At 62.4% G+C, this 24,075-nt stretch carries 21 protein-coding genes; 14 read left to right on the top strand and 7 right to left on the bottom strand.

What is annotated here, in order from left to right:
* Positions 1 to 9 precede the first annotated feature (9 nt).
* From O9Z70_RS04770 to O9Z70_RS04745, 6 genes are read left to right on the top strand one after another with little or no spacing between them, the layout of a single operon-like run.
* Complete coding sequence (locus tag O9Z70_RS04770) at positions 10 to 1,137, top strand: ABC transporter substrate-binding protein (RefSeq protein WP_286021351.1); 1,128 nt, start codon at positions 10 to 12, stop codon at positions 1,135 to 1,137.
* 56 nt (positions 1,138 to 1,193) lie between these two features.
* Positions 1,194 to 1,532: a hypothetical protein gene (locus tag O9Z70_RS04765; protein ID WP_286021350.1), complete on the top strand. Its 339-nt coding sequence runs from the start codon at positions 1,194 to 1,196 to the stop codon at positions 1,530 to 1,532.
* Positions 1,529 to 2,707 (top strand): glycoside hydrolase family protein, encoded by a 1,179-nt coding sequence (locus tag O9Z70_RS04760; protein ID WP_286021349.1) that lies wholly within the window; start codon positions 1,529 to 1,531, stop codon positions 2,705 to 2,707. Before O9Z70_RS04765 ends, O9Z70_RS04760 begins: the two co-directional genes overlap by 4 nt.
* Complete coding sequence (locus O9Z70_RS04755) at positions 2,707 to 3,483, top strand: SDR family oxidoreductase (RefSeq protein ID WP_286021348.1); 777 nt, start codon at positions 2,707 to 2,709, stop codon at positions 3,481 to 3,483. The genes O9Z70_RS04760 and O9Z70_RS04755 overlap by 1 nt, the downstream gene beginning before the upstream one ends.
* A gap of 14 nt (positions 3,484 to 3,497) precedes the next feature.
* Complete coding sequence (locus tag O9Z70_RS04750) at positions 3,498 to 4,499, top strand: Gfo/Idh/MocA family protein (RefSeq protein WP_286021347.1); 1,002 nt, start codon at positions 3,498 to 3,500, stop codon at positions 4,497 to 4,499.
* A gap of 11 nt (positions 4,500 to 4,510) precedes the next feature.
* Complete coding sequence (locus O9Z70_RS04745; protein WP_286021346.1) at positions 4,511 to 5,554, top strand: Gfo/Idh/MocA family protein; 1,044 nt, start codon at positions 4,511 to 4,513, stop codon at positions 5,552 to 5,554.
* 79 nt (positions 5,555 to 5,633) lie between these two features.
* On the opposite strand, the gene O9Z70_RS04740 is transcribed toward O9Z70_RS04745, so the two are convergent.
* Genes O9Z70_RS04740 through O9Z70_RS04730 form a run of 3 tightly spaced genes read right to left on the bottom strand, consistent with a single transcriptional unit; the run spans position 5,634 to position 12,126 of the window.
* Entirely contained in the window at positions 5,634 to 8,261 is a 2,628-nt protein-coding gene (locus O9Z70_RS04740) for a glycoside hydrolase family 38 N-terminal domain-containing protein (protein WP_286021345.1), read from the bottom strand.
* Between the two features lie 57 nt (positions 8,262 to 8,318).
* Positions 8,319 to 10,982, bottom strand: a complete 2,664-nt coding sequence (locus tag O9Z70_RS04735; protein ID WP_286021344.1) for a glycoside hydrolase family 38 N-terminal domain-containing protein — start codon at positions 10,980 to 10,982, stop codon at positions 8,319 to 8,321.
* Positions 10,983 to 11,025: 43 nt separating this feature from the next.
* The gene (locus O9Z70_RS04730) at positions 11,026 to 12,126 is read right to left on the bottom strand and encodes a lactonase family protein (protein WP_286021343.1); all 1,101 of its coding nucleotides are present in this window, start codon (positions 12,124 to 12,126) and stop codon (positions 11,026 to 11,028) included.
* Between the two features lie 85 nt (positions 12,127 to 12,211).
* Here O9Z70_RS04730 and O9Z70_RS04725 point away from each other — a divergent pair, with 85 nt between their 5' ends.
* The 8 genes from O9Z70_RS04725 to O9Z70_RS04690 are packed head-to-tail and all read left to right on the top strand — an operon-like array spanning position 12,212 to position 20,257.
* Positions 12,212 to 12,991 carry an SDR family NAD(P)-dependent oxidoreductase gene (locus tag O9Z70_RS04725; protein WP_286021342.1) on the top strand — a complete coding sequence of 260 codons (780 nt, stop codon included), beginning with the start codon at positions 12,212 to 12,214 and terminating at the stop codon, positions 12,989 to 12,991.
* A complete protein-coding gene (locus O9Z70_RS04720; protein ID WP_286021341.1) occupies positions 12,988 to 14,217 on the top strand; it encodes an enolase C-terminal domain-like protein in 1,230 nt (409 codons plus the stop codon). Before O9Z70_RS04725 ends, O9Z70_RS04720 begins: the two co-directional genes overlap by 4 nt.
* A complete protein-coding gene (locus tag O9Z70_RS04715) occupies positions 14,217 to 15,317 on the top strand; it encodes an ABC transporter ATP-binding protein (protein WP_286021340.1) in 1,101 nt (366 codons plus the stop codon). Before O9Z70_RS04720 ends, O9Z70_RS04715 begins: the two co-directional genes overlap by 1 nt.
* 49 nt (positions 15,318 to 15,366) lie before the next feature.
* Positions 15,367 to 16,602: an ABC transporter substrate-binding protein gene (locus O9Z70_RS04710; protein ID WP_286021339.1), complete on the top strand. Its 1,236-nt coding sequence runs from the start codon at positions 15,367 to 15,369 to the stop codon at positions 16,600 to 16,602.
* Positions 16,603 to 16,662: 60 nt separating this feature from the next.
* A complete protein-coding gene (locus O9Z70_RS04705; protein WP_286021338.1) occupies positions 16,663 to 17,607 on the top strand; it encodes a carbohydrate ABC transporter permease in 945 nt (314 codons plus the stop codon).
* 10 nt (positions 17,608 to 17,617) lie between these two features.
* Positions 17,618 to 18,499, top strand: a complete 882-nt coding sequence (locus O9Z70_RS04700; protein ID WP_286021337.1) for a carbohydrate ABC transporter permease — start codon at positions 17,618 to 17,620, stop codon at positions 18,497 to 18,499.
* Positions 18,500 to 18,518: 19 nt separating this feature from the next.
* Entirely contained in the window at positions 18,519 to 19,250 is a 732-nt protein-coding gene (locus O9Z70_RS04695; RefSeq protein ID WP_286021336.1) for a GntR family transcriptional regulator, read from the top strand.
* Positions 19,247 to 20,257, top strand: coding sequence for an aldose epimerase family protein (locus O9Z70_RS04690; protein WP_286021335.1), 1,011 nt, complete (start codon positions 19,247 to 19,249; stop codon positions 20,255 to 20,257). Before O9Z70_RS04695 ends, O9Z70_RS04690 begins: the two co-directional genes overlap by 4 nt.
* On the opposite strand, the gene O9Z70_RS04685 is transcribed toward O9Z70_RS04690, so the two are convergent.
* The 4 genes from O9Z70_RS04685 to O9Z70_RS04670 are packed head-to-tail and all read right to left on the bottom strand — an operon-like array spanning position 20,258 to position 24,073.
* Positions 20,258 to 20,941, bottom strand: coding sequence for an RraA family protein (locus tag O9Z70_RS04685; protein ID WP_286021334.1), 684 nt, complete (start codon positions 20,939 to 20,941; stop codon positions 20,258 to 20,260). It lies immediately after the preceding gene.
* A gap of 10 nt (positions 20,942 to 20,951) precedes the next feature.
* Complete coding sequence (locus O9Z70_RS04680) at positions 20,952 to 21,737, bottom strand: SDR family NAD(P)-dependent oxidoreductase (RefSeq protein WP_286021333.1); 786 nt, start codon at positions 21,735 to 21,737, stop codon at positions 20,952 to 20,954.
* A gap of 2 nt (positions 21,738 to 21,739) precedes the next feature.
* Positions 21,740 to 23,002, bottom strand: a complete 1,263-nt coding sequence (locus tag O9Z70_RS04675) for an AGE family epimerase/isomerase (RefSeq protein WP_286021332.1) — start codon at positions 23,000 to 23,002, stop codon at positions 21,740 to 21,742.
* Positions 23,003 to 23,011: 9 nt separating this feature from the next.
* Complete coding sequence (locus tag O9Z70_RS04670; RefSeq protein ID WP_286021954.1) at positions 23,012 to 24,073, bottom strand: mannonate dehydratase; 1,062 nt, start codon at positions 24,071 to 24,073, stop codon at positions 23,012 to 23,014.
* Positions 24,074 to 24,075 lie beyond the last annotated feature (2 nt).

Genomic DNA, 24,075 nt, shown 5'->3' with positions numbered 1-24,075 from the left:
AGGAAATCTATGTCCAATCCGCTGACTACACCAACTATCACGCGTCGCCGCATGCTTCAGTTCACCGCTGCGGGTGTTGCGATGTCCGCAATCGGTGTGAACACCCGCGCCTTTGCACAGGATGGCGGCGCCGTCCGCTGGGTCTCGCCACGCGGCTCGCTCGAGGTGGTTGACGACTTTGGATACTGGGTAGCCAAGCGCATGGGCTATTTCGGCGATCTGGAAACCTCGGTGGAAGCCGGCCCGCAGGACGCGACCGCCGCCATCAAGCTGGTAGACCAAAACCAGGCCGATTTCGGCTACCCTTCGCCTGGTGTGCTTTCGCTCGGTCTTGAGCAGGGCATGAAGCTAAAGTCCGTCTTCCACATCATGGCGGGTGACGTATTCGACTTCGCTTTCCAGAAAGGCAAGGCACCGGCAGACCTGAAGGGCATGGAAGGGATGACCATCGTTCTGGGTTCGGCCGGTTGGCAATCCATCGCCGACCCGATGCTGGCGGCAGCGGGCGTGGACCTCAGCACCATCAAATATGTCGAAGTGGCGGCCTGGGCCCAATCCCTCGCCCAAGGCCAGGCCGACGCTGCTCTGACCTGGGAGGGCCTGAGGGCGCAGTGGCGTGGCCAGGGCTTTGATTTCGACTATTTGCTGGGCAAGAACGCGTCGGTGTTCCCTGCCAACAGCTTTGTGGTCCGCGCCTCCGATCTCGAGGATCCGGCACTCAAGGACCTCTACACCCGTTATCTGCGCGGATGGGCAATGGGTCTTGAATTCGGCTGGCTAAATCCGGCGGCTGCCACCCAGATCGCCATGGACGAATTCCCCGGCCTGGGAACCCAGATGGACCCGGAAACCGCCGTTGAATCGCTGATGCAGCAGAGCGGCTTGATGCATGCGCATTGGGACAAGCGCGGCAAGTGGGGTCTGCACCTGGAAGACAGCTGGCAGACCTATTTTGATGCCATTCACGAAATCGGCCAGATCTCGCAGCCTCTCGTGGCCAGCGAGGTCGTCACCAACGAGCTGATCGACGGGGCCAACGACTTCGACCAGGCCAAAGTCAAGGCCGATGCCGAGGCTTTCGAGCTGCGTGACGAATACAAGGCCGTCGATATCGCCGCCATCGAAGCCACTCTCTGATCAAGCCTGCGGCGGGGATTATCCCCGCCGCTTCTTTTTGCTGAAGAGGCAATGCCGTGTTCGAATTTGACCACGTGGGCATCACCACGACCGTTAAACAGCCGCAGGAAGACTGGGTCGAGCAATCGCGACTGTGGGTCACCAATCCGCGCAATCATCCTGAGCATATCGAATTTCTGCGCTATGAGCCTGACAGCTCGACGCCGGAAATCGTCAAGAGCAATCCCCATGTCGCCTATCGCATCGATGACATGGAAAAGCGTCTGGCCGAAGCCGATCAGGTGCTGATCCCCCCCTTCATCGTGGGGGACTTTCTAGAAGTCGCTTTCGTGCTCAAGCACGGCATGGTCTTTGAATATATGCGCTATCTCAAGGACGGCTGGTTCGGACAATGAGCTACAGAGCCATCCTAAGCTATGCGTGGGATCTGGCCGACCATGGCGTCGGTGAGTCCATTTCAGCCTTCAAGGACATGGGGCTCGATACCGTCTCGCTGGCGGGGACCTATCATGCGGGGAAATTCCTGCGCCCCCAGGGCAAGTCCGGCAAGGTCTATTTCCCGGAAGACGGCACCGCCTATTTCCGCCATACCCAAAGCCGGTTTGGCGCCATCAAGCCGCTGCCCAATTCGATCCTAGCTGAGCGCGATATTCTCGGTGAGCTCTGCGATGACGGGCGGATGAAGATCAATGTGTGGCTGGTGCTGTTGCACAATACCGCGCTCGGGATGAAGCATCCCGATGCCGTCGTCCGCAATGCCTTCGGCGACCCCTATTTCTACAATCTCTGCCCTAGCTCGCCGGCCGCCCGCGACTACGCCATCGGCCTTTGTGTGGATGTCACCGAAAGCTATCCGGTCGCTGGCCTTTCGCTCGAAGCCCCCGGCTACACGCCATATGCGCATGGCTATCACCACGAGATGAGCTTTGTGCGCCAGGATCCTATGTTTGAGGGCCTGATGGGGCTCTGCTTCTGCGATCATTGCGTCAGTGCCGCCACCAAAAGCGGCACCGATGCGGAACGCCTCAAGGCTTATGTCGCAGGCCGCATAAAGAGCTTTCTCGACAGCGAAGTCGATATTCCCGACGATATGGGGCGCGCTTTCTGGCTGGCCGAAGTCGCGACCAATCATGACTTGCGGGCCTATCTCGATTTCCGCGCCGAACAGGTGACGAGCCTTGTCGGGGAAATTCGCGCCCGCGTCCGCAAAGATGCCGAGGTGGCAGTCATTCCGTCGGTCGCGCGGCCCACTGGCGGCGCCTGGTATGAAGGGACGAACCTTAGGGCCATCGCAGAAACATCCGGCATCATCGAAGCGTGCTTCTACGAGCCGAGTGCTGCCCGCATCGCGGCCGACGTCTTCGATCTCAAGCACCGCCTGCCATCCGACACTACCATCCGCGGCATTTTTCGGCCGAGCTATCCGGACATCGAGAGCAAGGCAGAGTTCCTTTCGGCCGTCGACACTGTGGTCAAAGCCGGGGTGACCGACATTGCCTTCTATAATTGGGGCCACCAGCGCCGCCGCAACCTTGAATGGATCGGCGAAGCTCTGGCGCGGGTGTCGTGATGCAGGAGTTTACCGGCAAGACTGTTGCTGTCACCGGAGCCGCAGGAGGCATCGGGCTTTGCCTCGCGCACTGGTTCGGTGCGCGAGGCGCCGAGATCATCGGGCTGGATAAGTCCGTCACCTCGGGTGGCGCCATGAGCACGCTGGAGGATGCAGGGGTGAAAGCCCGGTTTCTGCGGCTCGACATCGGGGACGCCGAGGCCGTTGAAGCAGCCTTTGATGAGATCGAACAAGTCGATGTTCTCATCAACAATGCCGGCTACTCCAATCACCACGTACTGCGCCTCACCACTCCCGAGAGCTGGGTCGAGGAGATCAATGGCAATCTCAACGGCGCCTTCTTCTGCGCCCATGCTGCCGCCGAGCGCATGAAGCCGAAAAAATCCGGGGTCATCATCAACATCGCCTCGGTCAATGGCCAAAGCGCGCTGGGCGACCCCGCCTATTCCGCCGCAAAGGCGGGGATGATCTCCATGACCCGCACGCTCGCCCAAGAGTTGGGCAAATACGGCATCCGCAGCAATTGCGTTATGCCCGGAACCGTGCGCACGCCACTCTGGCGCGAGCGGGCGCAGAAGGACCCCAATGTCCTCAAAACCCTAGAGCGCTGGTACCCGCTCGGCCGCATCGTTGAACCCGAAGAAGTGGCGTCCGTCGTTGGCTTTCTCGCCTCGAACGCATCGAGCGCCGTTTCGGGCGCCGTCATACCGGTCGATTGCGGCCTCAGTTCTGGAAATATCGTGATGACCCGCGAGCTTACGCTCGAGGATCTGTGAGGGGAGAACAAAGAATGTCGCAGTTGCGAATTGGCATCGTTGGGCTCGGCTGGTTTGGGGAGATCCACGCCGAAACCATCATAGGAATTCCCAATCTGAAGCTGGATGCGCTGTGCACGCGCACGCCCGAGCGCCTTGCCGAACAAGGCCAGAAGTTTGGCGTCAGCAAGCTCTATACCGACTATAACGACATGCTTGCGGACCCGGACATCGACGCGGTCTCCATCTGCACCATGTGGGATCAGCACACCGAGCCGGCCATCGCCGCGCTCAAGGCGGGCAAGCATGTCTTTCTCGAAAAGCCGATCGCCTCCACCGTTGAAGATGCGCGGAAAATCGTTGAGGCCGCGCAGACCTCAAAAGGCATTCTCTTCATTGGACACGTGGTACGCTTCAATCCGCGCTATCGCATGGCCAAGCAGGCTATCGATGAAGGCCGTATCGGCAACATCGTCGCCCTCTCCTCGCGCCGTAACATTCCGGCCGCCTGGACGCCGACCATATTGCAGAAGATCGGGCCGATCGTGGGCGACGCCATCCACGACACCGACATCATGCTCTGGCTGACCGGCGACAAGATCGTTTCGGCCTATGCCCAGACGACGTCGATCCGCAATCTCAAGCACCCCGACATCGGCCAGACCATGTTCCGCTTCGCCAAGGGCGCAACGGCAACGCTGGAGACGGTCTGGTGCATGCCGGAAAAGACCCCGTTCGACATTGATGAGCGCATGTCCATCATCGGCACGGAAGGCATCATCCATATCCAGGATACCTTCCCCAACCTCGCCATTGTCGACAACAACAAGCTGCATAGCCCCGACACGACCTACTGGCCCATGTTCGACGGCGTCCGCGGCGGCGCCCTGCGCGATGAATTCGTCTACTTCACGCGCAAGGCTCTGGCAGGCGAGCGCCCCGATCTCGGTCGTCCGGAAGACGCGGCGGGCGCCTTGCAGGCCTGTCTGGCGTCAGAAGAATCCGCGCGCACCGGCACCATCATTCACATCAACTGAGGAGGAACGACATGAGCGCTTTGCGTGTTCTGGTCGTGGGTCTAGGTAATATGGGCATGAGCCATGCCCTGGCCTATACACGCATCGATGGCTTCGAAGTGGCGGGGGTCTGCACTCGCCACATCGAGAGCGTCAACTTGCCGGAGGCGCTGACGGGTGCGGCGCGCTACAACGACTTCGAGACGGCTTTGGCAGAACTCAAGCCCGACGTCGTTTCCATCAACACCCTCCCCGACACTCATGCGCCCTATGCCATCAAGGCCATGGAAGCTGGCGCCCATGTCTTTGTCGAAAAGCCGATGGCCCTGACGACGGAAGACGCCGAGCGGGTGGTCGAAACCGCCAAGCGCACCGGCAAGAAACTCGTCATCGGCTATATCCTTCGCCAACACCCGAGCTGGACCAAGTTCATCGAAATCGCCCGCGAGCTCGGGACGCCTCTGGTCTTCCGCATGAACCTCAACCAGCAATCGAACGGGGAAACCTGGTCCTGGCACAAGCGCCTGATGGACAGCTTCCCGCCCATCGTCGATTGCGGCGTGCACTATGTCGACGTCATGTGTCAGATGACCGACGCCAAGCCCGTCAAGGTGCACGCGATCGGCGCCAGGCTCACCGATGAAGTCGCCAAGCAGAACTATGGCATGCTGCAGGTGCAATTCGATGACGGCTCGGTCGGCTGGTATGAAGCCGGCTGGGGCCCGATGGTCAGCGAAACTGCCTTCTTCGTGAAGGACGTTTTCGGCCCCAAGGGTTCGGTTTCCATAGTCATGGCGGAAAACGCGTCTGGCGTGAAGTCGGACGACATCAACGCTCATACCAAGACCAACCAGATCCTACGCCATTACGCCGACATGTCGCGCCCTGACGAGCGCATCGACATGACCGACGAGCCGGATCACGACGACCTCTGTGAGCGTGAGCAGCGTTATCTGCTGAAGGCCATCAAGGAAGATCTCGATCTTACCGCGCATATGAATGACGGGGTCAACAGCCTTCGCATCGTGCTGGCCGCCGACGAGTCGATCCATACCGGCGAAGTCGTCCGACTCTAGACTGGGTTCGGCCCGGATGACACCGGGCCGTCTCCTTAATTTCGGCCCGTTCCTCGATCCGCCGACACCAGCGCGAGGATCAATCGAGCAGGACGGTCAGCCTCTTCGTCGATCGCGGTTGCAAGCTCAGCGAGGCGCCATCGCCGATATCATCGCCCATCGGCAATCCGACCGGATTGACGCGTTGCAGCGACTTGATGGTTTTTCCGGCGATTGACAATGTCGTCATTATTTCGCGGTCCTCTGGGTTGATCAGTGTGATCATGAACCTTCCCGGCTTATCGGAAGGCTGAATGCGCATGTCGAGGGCCGGATCGCTGAGGGTCAGCAGGGGCGTGGCGGCCCTGGGTGCGGCATCGTAGGCCCGCACGATGATCGGCCGCATGCTGGCCTGTTCGGCGAGCAGACGGGCGGCGGCCGGGTCGTGCCGGTCGCTCAATTGCAGCGCGAAGCGGAAAGTGAGCTTCTGGGCAGTCTGGGCGGCAGCGAAATTGACGTCCCAATGATTGTTGAAAAGCCAGAAAGCGAGGGCCGGCTGCGACAGATCGGGCCGGGTCGCCCGATCGGTGTGGATGCCGCCAGGCTGCACCAAGGGCACGTCGGGCGATGCCACGACCAGCGCCGATTGCTTCGTCGCGACCGCCGCGTATTTCTGCAACGTCACCCAGGCGCGGCTCGATTCGGGAATCTGTTCGCTGTCGACGGCGATGGCCTGATCGCCCACATCCACCTCGAATTGCGGATCGGTCCCCGGAACGTGGAACAGCAGATGCATGGATTCGGGATCGACGACGGCAATCTTGTCGACGCTGACGCGCATGTCGACACGATCGGTATCCGGGGCAAGCCGGTAGGTGATCCGTGCCTTGTCACCATGCGGCCAGGCGAGATCGACATCGATCTCGGGTCCGAACATGGTCTGCCGTCCCTGCCCGACGACCACGTCCGGCGCGGTGCGGCGATTGAATTTCGGCGCCGTGTCGGGCCAGGCGATGGTTTCGAGACGTGACCAGTCATATTGCCATTCCCCGGTCTCGCCGAAAATGCTGGCCCGGCCACGCGAAGGGTCAACCAGATCCTCGTAGACCAGCCGTCCCAGCCCTTCCGAGCCGGCGAGCCAGTCACGGCCATCGCTGCGCCGGACCAGCCTGGCAATGCTGCCATCGCGGGGATCGATCTCGAGCCGGGTCTGGGCCGTTTCGATCCAGCCCGCTCCGCCTGCGCCCTGCGGGCTTGCGGCGGTCGGCTTGATGATCGCCTCGCCAAAGGGTGGCAGATCGGCGCTCAGCAGATGGGTTTCCGAACTGGCAAAGCCGGATTGATCCACCTTCATGTCCTGATGATATTCATCGCTCAGATAGGCGTGAAGGATGGTTTGGGGCGCCGCCCCGCCATAATCCCAAGTGACCGGCCAGCGCAGGCGCATGGGTTTGGACGTGGGGTTCAGCACCCAATAGGACTGCTCCTCGACCGGCATCTTTCCGGTCGTTCCGCGACGGATGGGAATGTCGTTTTCCACCGCCACGCCGGTCCGCTCGCGGGCCAGATCGCGGGCTTCATCGGCCAGCACTTCCTGCGTCAGCGCAAAGCTTTCGAAGGCTCTGCCGGTCTTCCAGCTCAAATGCGAGCGGCTGAAGGGGGAATCGGGCACGATCACCGAGCAGAACGCGCCCCAGGTGTGCTCGTCGTAGAATTGCAGGGCGGTCATCGCCTTGTCGAGAAGGCTGTGTTCGCCCTTTTCACGCAAGGCCGCGATGAGGTCGAGGGCCGGCAGATGCCGTTCGGTTTCCCGCGCCAATGCGGTTTCGAACGCGGTGGAGCCGACGCCGTCGGCCCAGTAATCGGTCCAGTCGCCGGTCCAGGTGGGGGCCCGTTCCATGGTCGGATCGGCCAGCAGGCCGTCAAAGGCCTGGTCGAGCGTCGACAGGCGCAGGAAGGGCTGGCGCCCTTCGGCGTTCCAGCGCTCGACAAAGGCCGAAATATTGGTGGGAAAGCCATTGTCGATAGCCGCGGGATTGGTCACCTGACACAGGATGGTCTCGTGTTCATATCCGCCTCGGGCCTTGAGATTGGCCAGCATGCGGTCGATGGCGGCCTGGGTCTTGTTCATGTCGTCATCGCCGAGGAAAAATCCCCAGGCGCCGACCGAATAGTGCCAGCCATGCAGCGCCGGGAGTGTCCGGCCGGAGGGCGCCTGCCAGTTGAACATGCGCTGCTGGGTCTCGAATGGCATGCCGCGATGCGGATTGGGCGCCAGCACCATGCCCTTCATGCCCATGTCGAGCAGCAGGTCCACCCAATGCCAGCCCAGCCCGTTGACGTCGCACTGCCAGGCCACGTCCACGGTCAGGCCATATTCGCGCCGCAAGCGATCGATGGCGCGCATGGATCGAGCCGCATTGGCCGGGCTGACCAGGGGCGTCCAATGCACCAGCATACCGCCAACGCCCATCTTGCCCTGCTGGTGCAGGGCCAGGAAGCGGTCGATCTGGCGGCTGCTGGCCGTGCGCAGCCAGTTTTCGGTGATGGCCGCAACTTCGCTGGTCCAGCGGAATTGGGCGGCATCATCGCGGCCAGCCTCGGCTTCGCAAACCTCGATCGCCCGGTCGATGATCCGGTTGTGGTGCCGGAAAACGGTATCCGGGTAGTCGGTAAATCCGAAATCGGTATGGGTATGACTGACGAGTCGGATTTCACGAATGGTCATGCTGGCTCTCACTTTTCGGATAGAATGGCTGGCACCCGTGGGCGCCAGCCGTCGCGATCAGCGCGCGAAGCGCAGATAGGTGGTGCCGCCCGCGGCCATTGTGAGACGCACGGCACTGCCCTCACGCTTGAGGTCCTGATCGGACACGACCTGCTCCATGGGATCGACCAGTTGCACCTGGGCAAAGTCATGCCCGGGCAGTTCCAGCGCCAAATCCGTCGACCGGTCACTCTGGTTGACCAGGGTCACCACGATGCCATCCCCGTCCCAGGCCTTGCGGATCCGGGTAATTACCTCGTCATTGCCGTCCACGCGCAGCAGCGGCGCCGCCTCGCGTGTCTGCGAATTATAGGCACGGACGATCACCGGCGCGGTGCCGGTGGTTTCGGCAAAGCTGCGGGCCTCCTTGATATCGAGCGTCGCTTGCGGCAGCAGCCGGAACCGGGCGGGGATGCCGCCGCTCTGGGTCAGGGCGAAGTTGGTGTCCCAGTGATTGTTCAACACCCAGAACGCCAGGCTCGGATCATTGCCCTTGCGGCCGGAGCCGGCATTTTCCGTCTGGATGCCAAAGGGCTGCACCAATGGCGCGTCGGGCGATGCCACGACCAGCGCCCCGGCATCGGTGCCCAATGCGGCAAAGCCCTGAATGCCGATCCAGGCTTCGCAGGACAGCGGCACCTGCTGGGTTGCCGGATCGATGATCCGGTCGCCCACGTCGAGCCGGATCTGGGGCGAACCACCCGGGGCGCCGAAGCACACATATAGCGATTCCGGGGTGGTCACGGGCAGCTTGTGGATCATGGTATCCATTTCGATGCCCTGGCCCTGATGCGGCAGGCGATAGGTGACGGTCATGGTGTCGCCATGCGACCAGGCGAGCGTCAAGCCGATCTCAATGCCCATGCTGTTCTGCCGCACGGCATCAACCACGACCTTGTCCGCGGAGCGGCGCGAGAATTCCGTCTTTTCCGGCCAAACCACGGTTTCCATGTGGCTCCAGTCGTAATCGCCGCCGAAGGTGGCGAAACGGCCCGCGCCCGGCTTTTGCAGGGTCTCGTAGAGCACCTGGCCCAGCGGATATTCGCCCGAGACGCATTCACGGCTGGCCTGCTTGTCGAACAGCGATTTGAGCGAGCCATCGCGCGGATCGATTTCGAGCCGGTAGCGATCGTTCTCGATCCAGGTCGCGCCCGAGGAGATGCCGCCGGCCGGACGGACCGGCACCGGCTTGACCACCGCTTCGCCGAAGGGCGGCAGGTCGACGGCGATCACATGGGTTTCGGAAGGCAGATCGCCGTCCCGGACCTGCATGCCGGTGAGATATTTCTCCGACACATAGGCGTCGAGAATGGTCTGCGGCGAGGAGCCGGCATGGTCGTGCAGAACCGGCCAATAGACCGATCGCGCCACCGAGGACGGATTCATCACGTAATAGGACTGTTCGGACACCGGCATGGGCAGGCCACGCGAGGTCGGCCCCTTGTCGCCATGACGGTCGATGCGGCGCAGGCGGAAATCGCCTTCCACATTGCCATCCACCACTTCGCGCACCCGCTTCTGCGCTTCCTTGCGCACCGTTTCCTGGGCCAGCGCGAAGCCGTTATGGGCGCGTGCGGTCTTCCAGCTCAACTGAATGCGGGTGAAGGGGGAATCCGGCCGGTGCACCGAGCAGAAGGCGCCCCAGGTGTGTTCATCATAGTACTGGATTTCTTCGGCCGCCTTGTCCAGCAGCGTCGTGTCGCCCTTCTCGGCAAAGCCGGCCAGAAGATCGATGACCGGCAGCAGGCGCTCGGCCGAGCGGGCCAGCATGGTTTCATAGGCGGTGGAAGCGACCCCATCGACCCAGAAGTCTGACCAGTCGCCGGCATGGCTGTCGAGCGTGACGCCGCTCTTGGCCACGCTATCGCGAACTTCCGACATTGCCTGTTCAACCGTCGCCATGCGCAGGCGCGGCGTACGGCCTTCGGCATTCCAGCGCTCGATGAAATCGGAAATGCCGCGCGTGGCGAAACCATTGTCCGGGGCTGCCGGGTTGGTGACCGGGAGGATGGCTTTATCGAAAGGATACTGGCCGCGCTTGTCGAGTTCGCCCAGAACGCGGTCGATCGTGCTCTGCGTGCGCTCCATGTCATCGTCGCCGAAGAAGAAGGTGTTGACGCCGACCGAGTAGTGCCAGCCATGCACGGTGAACAATTCACGGCCGCTCGGCGTCTTCCAGTTGAAAATGCGCATCATGTCGTTGAAACGCATCCCGCGGTGCGGATTGGGCTCGAGCAGGAAGCCCTCGACGCCCAGATCGAGCAGGATATCTGACCAGAACCAGCCAAGGCCGTTGACGTCGCACTGCATGGCGATCTTGGCCTCGACCCCTTCCTGCTTAAGCAGATGCAAATGCTTGAGTGAACGAATGGCATTGGCCGGGCTGATCAGCGGGGTCCAATGGACAGGCATGGCGCCGACGCCGACCAGGCCCTTGCCATAAAGATCGCGAAACCGGTCCTTCTGGGCGTCCGAGGCATGGCGGAACCAGTCGGCGGTGATAGCGCTGACTTCGCAGGTCCACTTGAATTGCGAATCGGGGTCCCGGCCCTGCTCATGATCCACCAGGTCAAGCGCATCGTCGATGATGTCGCGCTGATGGCGGAACAGCGTGTCCGCGTAGTCTGTATACCCGAAATCGGTATGGGTATGGTTGATAACGAGCAGTTCCTTGATAGTCATGACAAATCCTTGGCCGGATAGACGGCGCGTTACAGGCTGAAGGTCAGTTGAATTCGGCTAGGGCCACCGCCATGGGGGTGCCGATGGCAAGCGAGGAACTGGGCTTTGGGCCCAGCTCTCCCCGCGAAACGGGCCAGATGGTGATGCAGTCAGCATCCTGGTTGGACACCAGCAGGAACCGGCCCGAAGGCGAAAGCGCAAGATCGCGCGGCGTCCGGCCGCCGCTGGGATAACGTCCGACGATCTGCGGAAGAGAAGTCTGCTGGTCGATGGCCAATACCGCGATTTCGTCGGTCAGGCGCAAGGCGACGAACAGGTGGACGCCATCGGGATGCAGAACGATGCCCGAAGGCTGCACATTCTGCCCTTCGACAGCGACCAGCGATATGCTGGCCTCGACCGCCAGCCGCCCGGTCGCGGCCTCATAGGACAGGGTCGTCACCGCAGGCGTCAGTTCGCTGACCAGATAAAGGTGAGCGCCATCCGCAGCGAAAACGAAGTGGCGGGGGCCCAGGCCCGGCGGCAAGGTCACATCGAGTTCGGGGCGCGGCCGGGGAGCAAGAGCGCCGCCGGACAGCTCATATGCAACCAGCTTATCGATGCCGAGGTCGGCGACGAATAGAAACCGGCCGTCCGGCGATTGCAGGACACAATGGGCATGCGGCGATTCCTGACGCGCGGCATTGGGGCCATGCCCTTCGTGCTCGAAGGTTGCAATGGTCGGACGGGGCCCATCCGAGCCGACAGGAACGATCGCCAGCCCGGCCTGGATGCCGCCGGCGCGATGCCCGCCATAATTGGCGACGAAAACGGCGCCGCCATCTGCCGACAGCACTGCGTGGCATCCTTCGTGACCACCGGCCGGCACGCTGCCAAGCGAGGTCAATGCCTCTGTCTCGCGCGCCAATTGCAGGCTGGCCAGCGCGCTCTGCCGGCCATCGTCGCAATCGGTGACCACATGAAACTGGCGGCGCGCCGGGTCGGCGACAAGCCAGGTCGAATCCTCGACCCGCACGGGCGCGGCGCAGGGGGTCAATATGCCCGCCTCGTCGTCGAAACGGCACAGCGTCACCCCTGCCCCATTCGCCTGGGCAAACTGAGGCGCCGAACGCGTCAGACTCCCCGCCGCAGCATAAAGCGCCAATGATGCCTCCCGTCGCTCATTAAGCGTTGACAGTGGTAGTATGGTAGAACTACAAACTGCATGCAAGAGGTTTTCGAGATTGAATATGACCGCACGCACAATTCTGATCACCGGCGCAGCAATGGGCATCGGTCGCGCCGTGGCCGAGCTGCACGCCGCTCGCGGACACCGGCTCGTCCTGATGGACGTCAATGCCGATGCGCTTGAGGCCGCCGCGCGCGAACTGGGCGACAATGTCGCTGCCAGCGCCGGATCCGTTGCCAGCCTGGAAGATTGCGACAGGGCCGTCTCAATGGCGGTCGACCGTTTCGGCGGGCTCGACGGGGTGTCCCATAATGCCGGCATCCAGCGGTATGGCGATGTGGTGCAGACCAGCCTGGCGCTGTGGAATGAAGTGCTGGACGTCAACCTGACCGGCGCCTTCCTGGTGGCCAAGGCTGCGATGCCGGCATTGCGCAAAAGCCGCGGCGCACTGGTTCTGACGGCTTCGATCCAGGGCATGGCTGCGCAACCGGGCGCCCTCGCCTATGTCGCCGCCAAGCACGGCCTGCTGGGTCTGGTGAACGGCATGGCCATGGATGAGGCCAGGCATGGTGTACGCGTCAATGGCGTGGCGCCGGGCTCGGTCGACACCCCGATGCTGCGAGATGCCATTGCCCTCGACCCCAATCCCGCCGCACTCAATCGCGCGGTCGATGAGATGCATCCGCTCGGCCGCCGCGCCCGCCCCGAAGAAGTGGCCAGCGTGATCGCGTTCCTGCTGTCGGAAGAGGCTTCGTTCATGACCGGCGAAACTGTGCGCGTCGATGGCGGGGTTCTGTCGCGGATCGGCGGCGCCCCCCAGACCGAGGAGAGCGGCGCATGAAGATCGTCGATCTGAAGGCAACGACCATTGCCCTGCCGCTCGAGGCGCCGCTGCGTCATGCGCATGGCGCCCATTGGGGGCGTTTCGTGCGCACCATCGTCGAAGTTGTGACCGACGACGGCCTTTCGGGTTGGGGCGAAATGGGCGGTGGGGGCGAATCCGCCGAACAAAGCGTGCGCGCCCTGCTGCCCTATCTGAAGGGGCACGATCCGCTGCAGCTCGAGCAGTTGCGCTGGAAAATAATGAATCCCGTCGCCGGCCTTTACAACAACCGCATGCAATTGCATGCCGCGATCGAAATGGCCTGCATGGACGTGGCCGGCAAAGCGCTGGGCATCCGCGCTTGCGATCTGATCGGCGGCGCCCTGCGCGAAACCATCCCCTTTGCCAGCTACCTGTTCTATCGCTATCCGGGCGAAAGCCATGGAGGCGAGGTAAGTCCGGACGAAATCGTCGCCGAGGCGCGCCGGCAGAAGGCCGCCAACGGCTTTACCACCCACAAGCTCAAGGGCGGTGTTTTCAGCCCGGACCATGACATCGAAGTCTATCGCGCGCTGGCGGACGCCTTTCCCGGCGACAGCTTCAGGCTCGATCCCAACAATGCCTGGACGGTAGAAGAAGCCATTCGGGTCGCCGAGGCCGTGGCCGATATCCGCAACGATTATCTCGAAGATTTCTGCTTCGGCCTCGAAGGCATGCGCCGCTTGCGCCAGCGCATCAGCATTCCAACAGCCACCAATGTGGTGGTGGTGAACTTCGAGCACCTCGCCGCCAATATCCGCCTCGAGGCGGTGGACGTCGTCTTGCTCGATACCACCTTCTGGGGCGGCCTGCGCCAGGCCTATCGCGCCGGTCAGATCCTGGAAGCCTTCCAGTTCGGTGCCAGCGTGCACTCTTCGGGGGAAGCGGGCATCCAGCTCGCCTCCATGCTGCATCTGGGCGCGGCCCTGCCCAATCTGGGCTTTGCCGCAGACGCGCATTACCATCACCTGGTCGACGACATCATCGTGGGTGGCAAGCTGCGTTACGAGAACGGCGCCATTCGCCTGCCGGAGGGGCCGGGACTGGGCGTCGAAGTCGACCGGGCCAAGCTCGATCAATATGCCGAATATTTCCGCGAGGTCGGTGGCTACGCCTATGATCGCGACCCGCAACGTCCCGATTGGTACGCCATCCATCCCGAGATGCGCTTCGCCACGCCCGAATCCCTATCCGGAGGTGCCTGATGGTCTCGGTAAAACTGCGTGACATGGTCAAGCTCTATGGCGATTATCTGGCCATCAAGGGCGTTGACCTGGATATCGAGGACGGCACTTTCTGCGTTTTCGTGGGTCCCTCGGGCTGCGGCAAGTCCACCTTGCTGCGCATGATCGCAGGACTGGAAACCATTTCGCATGGCAGCCTCACCATTGGCGACCGCGTCGTCAACGACGTGCCCTCGCGGGACCGCGGCATTGCCATGGTGTTTCAGTCCTACGCGCTTTATCCGCACATGTCGGTGCGCGACAATCTCGGTTTCGGCCTCAAGATCAGCGGCGCCAGCAATGAAGAAATTGCGCGTCGCTGCGATGCGGCGGCGGACATGCTGGGCTTGGGCCCCTATATGGAGCGGCGCCCCAGCCAGTTGTCCGGCGGACAGCGCCAACGCGTCGCCATCGGCCGCGCCATGGTGCGCGAACCCGACGTGTTCCTGTTCGACGAACCCCTGTCGAACCTGGACGCTAAATTGCGTAACCAGACACGCGTCGAGATCAAGCGCCTGCAGCAACAATTGGCCGCCACGGTCATCTTCGTTACCCACGACCAGGTCGAGGCCATGACCCTGGCCGACAAGATCGTCGTGTTGCGCGATGGCCTGGTCGAGCAGACGGGTACGCCGCTCGATGTGTTCGAGCGCCCGCGCAACAAGTTCGTTGCCGGCTTTATCGGCGCGCCGTCGATGAATTTCATCGACGGGACCATCGTGCGCGGGCCGGGCGGCGTGGCCGTCCGTGCGGGCAATGTCGATATTCCCATCAATGCCGAACATTTCGACCTGCCCGCCGAAGGAGAAGCGATCACGATCGGGCTGCGCCCGGAGGATATCGTTCCGGAAGGTCACGGCCAGGCGCCGGAAATGGGCGCCGATACCGAAGGCCAGGTCGGCTTCGCGGAAATGCTCGGCAATGAAAGTCTTCTATTCCTCACCGTCGCAGGAACAGAACTCGTCGCCAGGATGCAGCGGCCGCGCATTGTCGAGACGGGCGAAACCATTCGCCTGCGCCTCGACGGCAGCCGCGTCCACCTGTTCGACGCGAAAACGGAGGAATCGGTCCGCAAGCAATAGGACCGGGCCTGCGCCCTATGGAAGTAAGCTCAACTGGGAGAGAGAGAGCATGAAGTATAGAACTTTGCTTGCCTCGGCGGCGATTTTCGCCGCTACAGGCACTGCCGTTACGGCACAAGACATCAGCTTCAGTTACGACAAGAACGGCTGGGAGACCGGTTTTCAGGCCCTTTCCGATGGTGCGTCCGAAGCATCGGGGTTGAATATCAGCCCGCAATTGCAGACGCCGACGGATCGGTATCAGGCCTTCGTGCAATCCTCCATTGCCGGTGGCAATACCCCGCCGCTGTTCACCTGGTGGAACGGCAAGCAGCTCGACAGCCTGGTCGAAACCGGGCAGGTGGCTGACCTTTCCGCAGCATGGGACAAGGCCATCGCCGAAGGATATTTCTCCGAGGCGGAAAAGGCTCAGGTCTCGGTGGACGGCGTTCCCTATGCCGTGCCCCTCAATGTCGCCCGTTGGCCGGTGCTCTACAGCAAGGAAGCCTTCGAGGCCGCCGGCATCGACAATCCTCCCCAAACCTGGGAAGAACTGACCGCGGCAGCCGAGGCGCTGAAGGCCGCCGGATATACTCCCTTCAACGCCCCCAATGTCGGCGGCTGGATGGGCCTGATCTGGTTCTCCGAACTGATGATCCGCACCGATCCCGACGCCTTTGTAGGCCTCACTGATGGCACCGTTCCCTATAACGGCCCCGAGGTGAAGGCGGCATTCGACATCTGGGTCGACTTCTACGAACGCGGCTATTTCACTGATCCGCGCGAGCAGGACGATACCCGCTTCTTCGTCAATGGCGAGGCCGCCATGTGGCTGATCGGCGAATGGGCCGCCGGCGTGCTCGAAACCAAGGGCATGGAGCCCGGCGAGGATTTCGGGGCCTTCATCATGCCCACCGTCACCCCCGAGGTCGAGAATTCCATCATCGTGGAAACGGCGCCGATCGTGGTGTCCAGACAGGCTCTCGAGCAGCAGCCCGAGCTTTCGGCTGCGGTCGATTACCTGATGTCGCCCGCGGCCGGCAACGCCCTTGGCGAAGCCAATGGCATCTATAACGGCAATATCCAGTCCGATGCTCCCAACGCCATCGTGGCCGAGGTCAACGAACTGATGGCTGCCCAGCAGCCGCGCGGCATCGTCCGCTGGTGGGAAGCCGTGCCGCCCGATCTACAGGGTGATCTGGTGTCCCAATTGGGCGCTTTCATGCTCAACCCCACGGCTGACAATGCCCAGCGGATCATGGATGACATGCAGACGCTCAATGCCGATTACTGGGCCTATCAGTAAAACGATATGGGGTGGCCGGCACTTGCCGGCCGCCCTCCCGCTTTTGCGCGAGGTAGTTTGATGTCCATTCCAGCCACGCCCATCATGGCACCGGCCATTCTCGAAGAGGCCAAAAGGCGCGAGACGGCCGCCATGCGCCGATCGGGACGCGTTGCCCTGCTCTTCATGGCGCCGGCTTTGCTGATGGTGGGCGTTTTCCTGCTCGCGCCGGTGGTCTTCAATATCATCCTGAGCTTTACGCGCTGGCAGCGCTTTTCCGGCCTGGACGAATTTGCCGGCCTGCTCAACTACCAGCGTCTGATCGGTATCCCTTACTTTTCCGAGGCGATGATCAATACCGGCATGTGGGTTGTCGGAGCGCTGGTGCTCCCGCTGGCCTTCGGCCTGGGTTTGGCCATGCTGCTGCGCGGCATCCCTTTCGAGGAAACCTTCAAGAGCCTGTTCTTCCTGCCGCGCGTCCTGGCGCCGACGGCGGTTGGCACGCTCTGGTATTATGTTTATGCGCCACATGGCGTCATCAACACCATTTCCAGCGCCGTGACCGGCCAGCCCAATGACTTCGGCTGGCTGTTCGAGGCAAACACCATAACGCCGGCCATCATTTTCACCTTCGCCTGGCAGACCCTGGGCATCAACATGGTGCTGCTGCTGCTCGGTCTCGCCGCCATCCCTCGTGACCCGATCGAGGCGGCGCGTGTCGACGGGGCATCGAACTGGCAGATCTTCCGCCACATCATCTGGCCGCTGCTGCTGCCCACCGTCTTTGTCGTGACCATTCTCAACGTCGTCGCCGGCTTCACCGCCTTCGACCTGCTCTGGGTCATGGCCACCGGCTATCCGGGACAGCGCACGCTTTCGCTGGCCGTCTACATGTATTACGAAACGTTCGGCAAGAGCAGCTGGGCCTATGGCGCAGCCATCGCCGTGGTCCTGAGCGCCATGGTGGTGATCGTCAGCTGGGCGCTGACCACCATGCAGAGCCGTGTCGAACAACGCATTCGCTGAGGAACCGGCCATGGCAGTCTATGCAAACGACACCGCCTTCATTCAGGCCCTGATAGCAAAGGAGCGGCGCGGTAAAAAACGCAGCGTGCCGCGCCTGGTCATCGCCATCGTGCTGCTGGCCGCCTATCTGGTGCCGTTCTATTATCTGTTCGTCACCATCTTCAAATCCACCGAGGAATATCTCAATTCCAACGTGCTGGAACTTCCCCGTTCGCTTGCGCCGTTTGCGGACAACGTCGTTCAGGCCTGGACCCGCGCCGGCATGGGGCAGGCTTCCTTCAATTCCCTGACCTATGGACTGTTCGGCTCGGCGCTGGCCGTGGCGCTGGCGGCCGGGGCGGCCTATGGCCTTACCCGTCTGCGTGTACGCGGTGCCAATGTCTGGTTCATGGTCATCTTCGCCGGGACCCTGTTCCCGTTCCAGATGTATCTGGTGCCTCTCTTCTTCGGCTATCAGCGCATGAACCTGATGAACAGTTGGCTGGGCATGCTGCTGATCTATACCGCGCTGTGCATCCCCTTTCCGCTGCTGGTGCTGCGCAATTTCTTCGGTGCGATCAGCCGCGAGATCGACGAGGCCGCCCGCATCGACGGCGCCAGCGAATGGCGCATCTTCACGTCCATGATCCTGCCCAATGCCAGGGGGCCGCTGCTGGCGCTGTTTCTGTTGCAATTCACCTTCATCTGGAACGACCTGCTCTTCTCCTCCATCCTGGCCAGCGGGCCAGAGGTACGCTCCATCATGACGGCCTTGCAGTCACTCCAGGGAACTTATGCTTCCTCCGGACCCAATGTGGTGGTTACGGCCAGCTTGATCAGCAGCGTTCCTACCGTTCTTCTCTTTGTGTTGCTCCGGAAATACTTCATGTCCGGCCTGCAATTGTCGAACTGACGAGGCGTTGAGGGTCGTTATGAATCTGACCGGTCTCAGAGATATGCAGGGGCTGCACCGCCAGGATCGCAGTTCCATCGCTTCGCAGGTACACGATCATCTGCTCGAGCGCATTATGGACATGGATCTCAAGCCTTTCGACGAAATGTCCGAGGCGCGTTTGGCGACCGAACTGGGTGTGTCGCGCACTCCGGTGCGCGAAGCCCTGGCAAGATTGGCCCGGCGCAGCCTGGTGGACGTATATCCGCAACGCGGCACGCTGGTGTCCCCAATCAGCATCCAGCGGGTGGCCAAGGCGCGTTTCATCCGCGATGCGTTGGAACGTCCCCTGGCGCGCCTTGCCGCTACCAATTTCACGCCCGAGATCGGCAGCCAGATCGAGCGCGAAATCGCCTTGCAGAAAACGTTTGCCAATCTGGGCGACGATCGCAGTTTCATGCAGTCGGACGATCAGTTCCATGCCTTGATCGCCAAGGCGGCCGGATTTGAATCGATCTGGGAGGATGTCGGGGAAGCCAAGTTCCACATGGACCGCGTCCGTCGCCTGTCGCTTCTGAGCAAGGCCCGCATGCTCCACATCACCGAAGAACATACCGACATCTACCGGTCCATCCGCTCCCGCGACAGCGCGCGAGCGGAGGCCAGCATCGCTGAGCATCTCAAATCGGTCTTCGTGGATATCGAAGCCATCCGCGCCGAGCATCCGGAATATTTCAACGACGGCCAGAGCGGCTTGGAGAGCCGCAGTTGACGACGCCGGCACGCCTCCGCCTGCAGACCGCCAACCTTCGCGGCGAGGTGCAGGCCACGGGAGCGATGCTAGGCCCGGTGGAATTCCATCTGGACGACAGATGGGTTCAACCCTTCGCCGTCGCGCCTTGGTCGGACGATCCCGCCGAGCGCCTGGCCGATCTCCCGCCTCTGCTTCGGCGCCTGCGCGGGGAATGGCCCTGTGTGCCCTTCGGCGGCGCGGCTTCGCCGGCCGGCTTGCCGGAAGACTGGTCGCCGGGTTCGCAGCCCGACTGGCACCGGCACGATCACGGCTATGCTTCGAACCACGATTGGTCGGTCGAAGCAATGTCGGACGATGCCGTCACTCTCGCTATTCGCTATCCTCACGATCATCCCATCGAGCGCCTTGAACGCCGCATCGCGTTTCATCCCAGCGAGCTCCGGATCGAGCTCACTTTGACCGTTCTGGCGCGGCAGGATGTGGAGATGCCGATTGGCCTGCATCCGGTCTTCCGGCTTCCCGCCGAGGCGGGCGCCGCCCGGCTGGAATTGGGGCCGGGAGCGCGGCTCTGGAGTTTCCCGCTCGACGTTGAGCCAGGACGGAGCGCGGCTGCGCCGGACCAGCGGGACGTGGCAGTCGAGCAATTGCTGGGGCGCGATGGCGCGCCTCTCGATATCAGGGCTTTGCCGCTGGCCGGGAACAGCGAGGACCTGCTTTTGGCGACCGGAACCGATGGCCGGGTGACCCTGCGGAACAAGGAAGACCGCTACGCGGTCACGCTGAGCTGGATGGCCGCCGACCTGCCTTCCTGCGGGCTCTGGCTGTCCAATCGCGGCCGCGCCTTCTATCCCTGGAATGGCCGCTTTACCGCGATCGGCATCGAACCGGTCGCGGCCCCCTTTGATCTGGGGCCCGCTTTCGCCCGGGACAATCCCCTGTCCCGGGCCGGGCATAGGACGGGCATCGCGCTGGTGGCCGGCCGTCCCTGGTCCACCAGCTATGCCATCGCCGTCACGGCCTGCTAGCTAGAGGACACCGAACGTATCGAAGGCCTCGCGGGCGCTCATGCCTTGCCGGACGGCCAGCGCCACCCGGTTCTCCGTCGAGGCTTTTTCGAGCGCGGCGGCAATCACCGCCTGCTCCACGGCGCCGGGAATGACCAGCATCCCTTCGCGGTCCCCGAACAGCAGGTCGCCGGGCGTCACCCGCACACCGCCGATTTCCACCGGTATGCGGTAATCGATGACCTTGCCGCGCGGCCCCTGGTCCTGAGCATAGATGCCGCGACAGAAGGTGGGGAAATTCAGCGCCTCTATGCCTGCCGCATCGCGCACGAAGCCATTGAGCACCGCGCCGGCCGCTTGTAGATGGACCGCGCGGGTCGACATGAGTTCGCCCCAAAGCGCATAATTGAACGACGCGCCGGTCGCGATATAGACCTCTCCGGGCTTGAGATCGTCCAGCGCTTCTATCATCAGTCCGAAGGACTTCCTGCCCAGGGGGCCGCGGCTTTGATCGGCTATCTCATCGAACACGTCCGCCTCCAGCACGGGCATGGCCCGACCGGCAATGCGCATATCCGGGCGCAAAGGTGCGATGGCCTGGGGGAGGAATTGGCGGCAATAGCCCATCTTGTCGAGCACGTCGCCGACCACGGCGGTAAACAAGCGTTCCCGAAGGGCACCGATCAGCTCTTGTTCCGTAAACATCTTTTCTCCTTCAGCTGCGACCAGGCCGGTCGTCGTAGCGAACCAGATTTCGCATATAGCCACCGTCGACATAGAGATCGGTGGCCGTCATGTAGCCAGCCTCCTTCGAGCAGACGAAGCGAACCAGTGCCGCTACGTCCTCGACCGTTCCGACACGTCCTGCCGGGATCCAGCCGTCAAATTTTTGCCGCCCGAACGCCTCGATGGCCGACCGGTTCATGTCAGTCTCGATGGCGCCCGGCCCGATATTGACGACGCGAATGCCATATTCCGCCCATTCCAGCGCCAAGGCATGTCCGAGCATGCGCAGTCCGGCCTTTGCGGCGCAGTAATGACTGAGGCCCTTACGCGCGATGCTGTCGTGGATCGAGGTGATGTTGACGATCACCCCACCCGCGCCCTTCATCAGCCGCGCCGCATGCTGGCTGCACTGAAAGGGCGCGGTAAGATTGACCTGGAGGACGCCGTTCCAATCGTCTTGCGGCATATCTTCGGCCGCGTGATTGGTTTCATATCCGGCATTGTTGACCAGTACGCCCAAGGGCCAGCCGATCCGGTCGAGCTGATCGAACAGCTCGTCGACGGCCCCGGGAGCCAGGAAGTCCGCCGTCACCGATCGGGCTTTTACCCCGTAGCGCGCGGCCAGGTGGTCGAGGAATGACTTCAGGTCCGGTCCACCCCCACGCGCATGAACGATTATGTCATGGCCGGCTGACGCCAGGGCTTCGGAAATCGCCCTGCCGATGCCGCGGGCGCCGCCGGTCACCAGGGCCGCTGTTGCAGAATGCTGTGCCATGGTCAGAAATCGTAGTGCAGCAGGCCGTGGACCACGCTGCCATTGGTCGGCAGAAGCGGGATCAGGCAGGCCTGAAACGAATGGTACATGTCCGGCTTGCCATACCACGGATCGGTCTTGGGCTTGAGGTCGTCGCCAAGCTGCGGGTACCAGCCGCCCTCCACATGATCGATCAGATGCGTGTCGGTCCAGCTCCACAGGCGCCGATACCATTCTTCGTAATAGGCATCGCCGGTGATCTTGCCGAGGAAGGCCGCGGCCCCGATCCCTTCGGCACAGGGCCACCAATAGCGATCGCGATCCCGGGGCTGCCCCTGCCAATCCAAGGTGAAATAGAAGCCGCCATTCTTCCGGTCCCAGCCCTCCTGGATCGATTTCTGGAACAGCGTTTGCGCCGCCTCCAGGCTCCAGTCGCCGGGCCGGCCGCTCAATTCCCACAATTGCAGCAGCAGCCGGGACCATTCCAGCCAATGTCCCACCGTGGTGCCGTAGGGGCGGAAAACGTCGCGGTCATAGTCGGCGTCGATCCTCCAGTCCTGGTGGAAATGCTCGGGCAGGCGCCAGTCGTTTTCCCGGGTCTTGCGGTTTATGATGAGGTCGGCAATGGAGCGGGCCATATCGAGATATTGGACAGTCCCCGTCGCCTCATAGGCCGCCATGCAGGCCTCGGTGAGATGCATGTTGGAATTCTGGCCGCGATATCCGGCAATCGGCGTCCAGTCGGCGTTGAATTCTTCGGCCGCCGCGCCATGTTCGGGCTCCCAGAAGCGGTCCAGCAGCACATTGGTGGCATCGTCCAGCAAGCGGTCGGCATCGGGATGGCCCACGCTCTTGGCGCTGGCCGCGGCCAGCAGCACAAAGGCATGGCCATAAGCCTGCTTGCTCGCATCGACCGGCCCGCCATAGCCGGTTCTCCAGTGATAGCCGCCATGCACCGTGTCGCGGTGGCCGTCCCACAGGAACTTCATCCCGTGATCGACGATATCGTCGGCGCCGGGCCGGCCCATCAGATGCGCGATGGCAAAGCAATGCACCATGCGCACGGTGGCGAACAATGCCCGCGCTGGCTCCGGGCCCGGGGGCCAACCTGTCGCCAGGGGCTGCCCCAGCTCATCGAGGTCGTAAAAGCCGCCGCGCGGATCGGGACAGTTTCGCTGGTAGAAGTCGATCAGGTCATAGGCTTGGCCCAGCAGCCAGTCGCGGTGTCCGCGCTGACTGCCCCAGCGCCGGCCGGCAGCGCCTACAAGGCTCGTTGAAAAATTCATGGCTCCTCCTCAGGCCGTGGCCAGCAGGGCGCGCATATAGCCGATCGCATAGGCCATGCCCGCGTGCCAGGGCGCGTTACAATGCAGTTCCGGAGTATGGTCGGGGATCAGCAAGCCCTTGAAATTATTGTGTTTTAGGATGGCCATAACCTTGGCCATGTCGAGGTCGCCCTCATCCACGAAGACCTCGCGATAGTTCGGCACCTTGCCCACGACATTGCGGAAATGAATGTAGCCGATGCGGTTCTCGCGCGAATATTTGTCGACTGCCGCATAAACATCGCTTCCCGGCATTTCCTGCAGGCTGCCCAGGCATAGCTCGAGGCCATTGGCGGGGCGGGGGTCGAGGGCGATCAGTCGGTCGTATTTGTGCTGTTCGTTGACCAGTCTTGCCATGCCGCGCAGCGCGGGCATCGGCGGATCGTCCGGATGGGCCGCCAGCATGACCCCGGCCTCCTCGGCCACCGGCAGGACGGCCTTGAGGAAATAGGCGAAGCGCTCCCACAATTGCTCGGAGCTGACCGGCGCCAGGGTCTTGCCAGCTTCGCCGGGCCGGTAGCGCATGTTCCACACCATGCCGTCGGGAATGGGCTGGTCTATGTCGATATTGTCGGCGTTGAAACCCACGCTAAGCGCCCCGCCGCGCGCGAACGGACCACGATCCCAGCCCCAGACCCCGGCCAGCGAAAAGTTGTAGCCGATACAGGGAATGCCGGCCCGGCCGACATTGCGGATAATCTGCTGCAATTGGGCCAATTGCTCGTCGCGCCGGGGGCCGGCGAGCAGCACGTCGTGCCATTGCCGAACGGCAAAATTTTCTATCGCCGCTATCTTGAGGCCATGGATTCCAAGCTCATCCACCAGACCCCTGAGACGCTCATAGCTCCAGTCGCCATTATCCGCCTCGCCCCAGCCATCATCGTCGCCGCGCGACAGCGCGACGCCCCCTTCATCGGACGAGCCGAGATAATTTTCGAGATGGACAACGATCTGCTCCACACCCATTTGGCGGGCGAAGGTATAATTGTCCGGCGTCAGCAGGTGGCGATAAAGCCCCAATCCGATCTGCATCT

Source organism: Devosia sp. YIM 151766 (assembly GCF_030285925.1).
Taxonomy (GTDB): Bacteria; Pseudomonadota; Alphaproteobacteria; order Rhizobiales; family Devosiaceae; genus Devosia.
The sequence above is the reverse complement of the archived record's forward strand: the minus strand, read 5'-3'. Positions and strand labels throughout refer to the sequence as shown.

What these genes read in the sequence shown, in the direction of transcription:
- O9Z70_RS04705 (WP_286021338.1), top strand. Translation starts at nt 16,663, where the DNA reads ATGTCCATTCCAGCCACGCCCATCATGGCACCGGCCATTCTCGAAGAG.
- O9Z70_RS04725 (WP_286021342.1), top strand. Translation starts at nt 12,212, where the DNA reads ATGACCGCACGCACAATTCTGATCACCGGCGCAGCAATGGGCATCGGT.
- O9Z70_RS04760 (WP_286021349.1), top strand. Translation starts at nt 1,529, where the DNA reads ATGAGCTACAGAGCCATCCTAAGCTATGCGTGGGATCTGGCCGACCAT.
- O9Z70_RS04700 (WP_286021337.1), top strand. Translation starts at nt 17,618, where the DNA reads ATGGCAGTCTATGCAAACGACACCGCCTTCATTCAGGCCCTGATAGCA.
- O9Z70_RS04680 (WP_286021333.1), bottom strand. Translation starts at nt 21,737, where the DNA reads ATGGCACAGCATTCTGCAACAGCGGCCCTGGTGACCGGCGGCGCCCGC.
- O9Z70_RS04715 (WP_286021340.1), top strand. Translation starts at nt 14,217, where the DNA reads ATGGTCTCGGTAAAACTGCGTGACATGGTCAAGCTCTATGGCGATTAT.
- O9Z70_RS04675 (WP_286021332.1), bottom strand. Translation starts at nt 23,002, where the DNA reads ATGAATTTTTCAACGAGCCTTGTAGGCGCTGCCGGCCGGCGCTGGGGC.
- O9Z70_RS04740 (WP_286021345.1), bottom strand. Translation starts at nt 8,261, where the DNA reads ATGACCATTCGTGAAATCCGACTCGTCAGTCATACCCATACCGATTTC.
- O9Z70_RS04695 (WP_286021336.1), top strand. Translation starts at nt 18,519, where the DNA reads ATGAATCTGACCGGTCTCAGAGATATGCAGGGGCTGCACCGCCAGGAT.
- O9Z70_RS04745 (WP_286021346.1), top strand. Translation starts at nt 4,511, where the DNA reads ATGAGCGCTTTGCGTGTTCTGGTCGTGGGTCTAGGTAATATGGGCATG.
- O9Z70_RS04710 (WP_286021339.1), top strand. Translation starts at nt 15,367, where the DNA reads ATGAAGTATAGAACTTTGCTTGCCTCGGCGGCGATTTTCGCCGCTACA.
- O9Z70_RS04720 (WP_286021341.1), top strand. Translation starts at nt 12,988, where the DNA reads ATGAAGATCGTCGATCTGAAGGCAACGACCATTGCCCTGCCGCTCGAG.
- O9Z70_RS04770 (WP_286021351.1), top strand. Translation starts at nt 10, where the DNA reads ATGTCCAATCCGCTGACTACACCAACTATCACGCGTCGCCGCATGCTT.
- O9Z70_RS04685 (WP_286021334.1), bottom strand. Translation starts at nt 20,941, where the DNA reads ATGTTTACGGAACAAGAGCTGATCGGTGCCCTTCGGGAACGCTTGTTT.
- O9Z70_RS04735 (WP_286021344.1), bottom strand. Translation starts at nt 10,982, where the DNA reads ATGACTATCAAGGAACTGCTCGTTATCAACCATACCCATACCGATTTC.
- O9Z70_RS04670 (WP_286021954.1), bottom strand. Translation starts at nt 24,073, where the DNA reads ATGCAGATCGGATTGGGGCTTTATCGCCACCTGCTGACGCCGGACAAT.
- O9Z70_RS04750 (WP_286021347.1), top strand. Translation starts at nt 3,498, where the DNA reads ATGTCGCAGTTGCGAATTGGCATCGTTGGGCTCGGCTGGTTTGGGGAG.
- O9Z70_RS04755 (WP_286021348.1), top strand. Translation starts at nt 2,707, where the DNA reads ATGCAGGAGTTTACCGGCAAGACTGTTGCTGTCACCGGAGCCGCAGGA.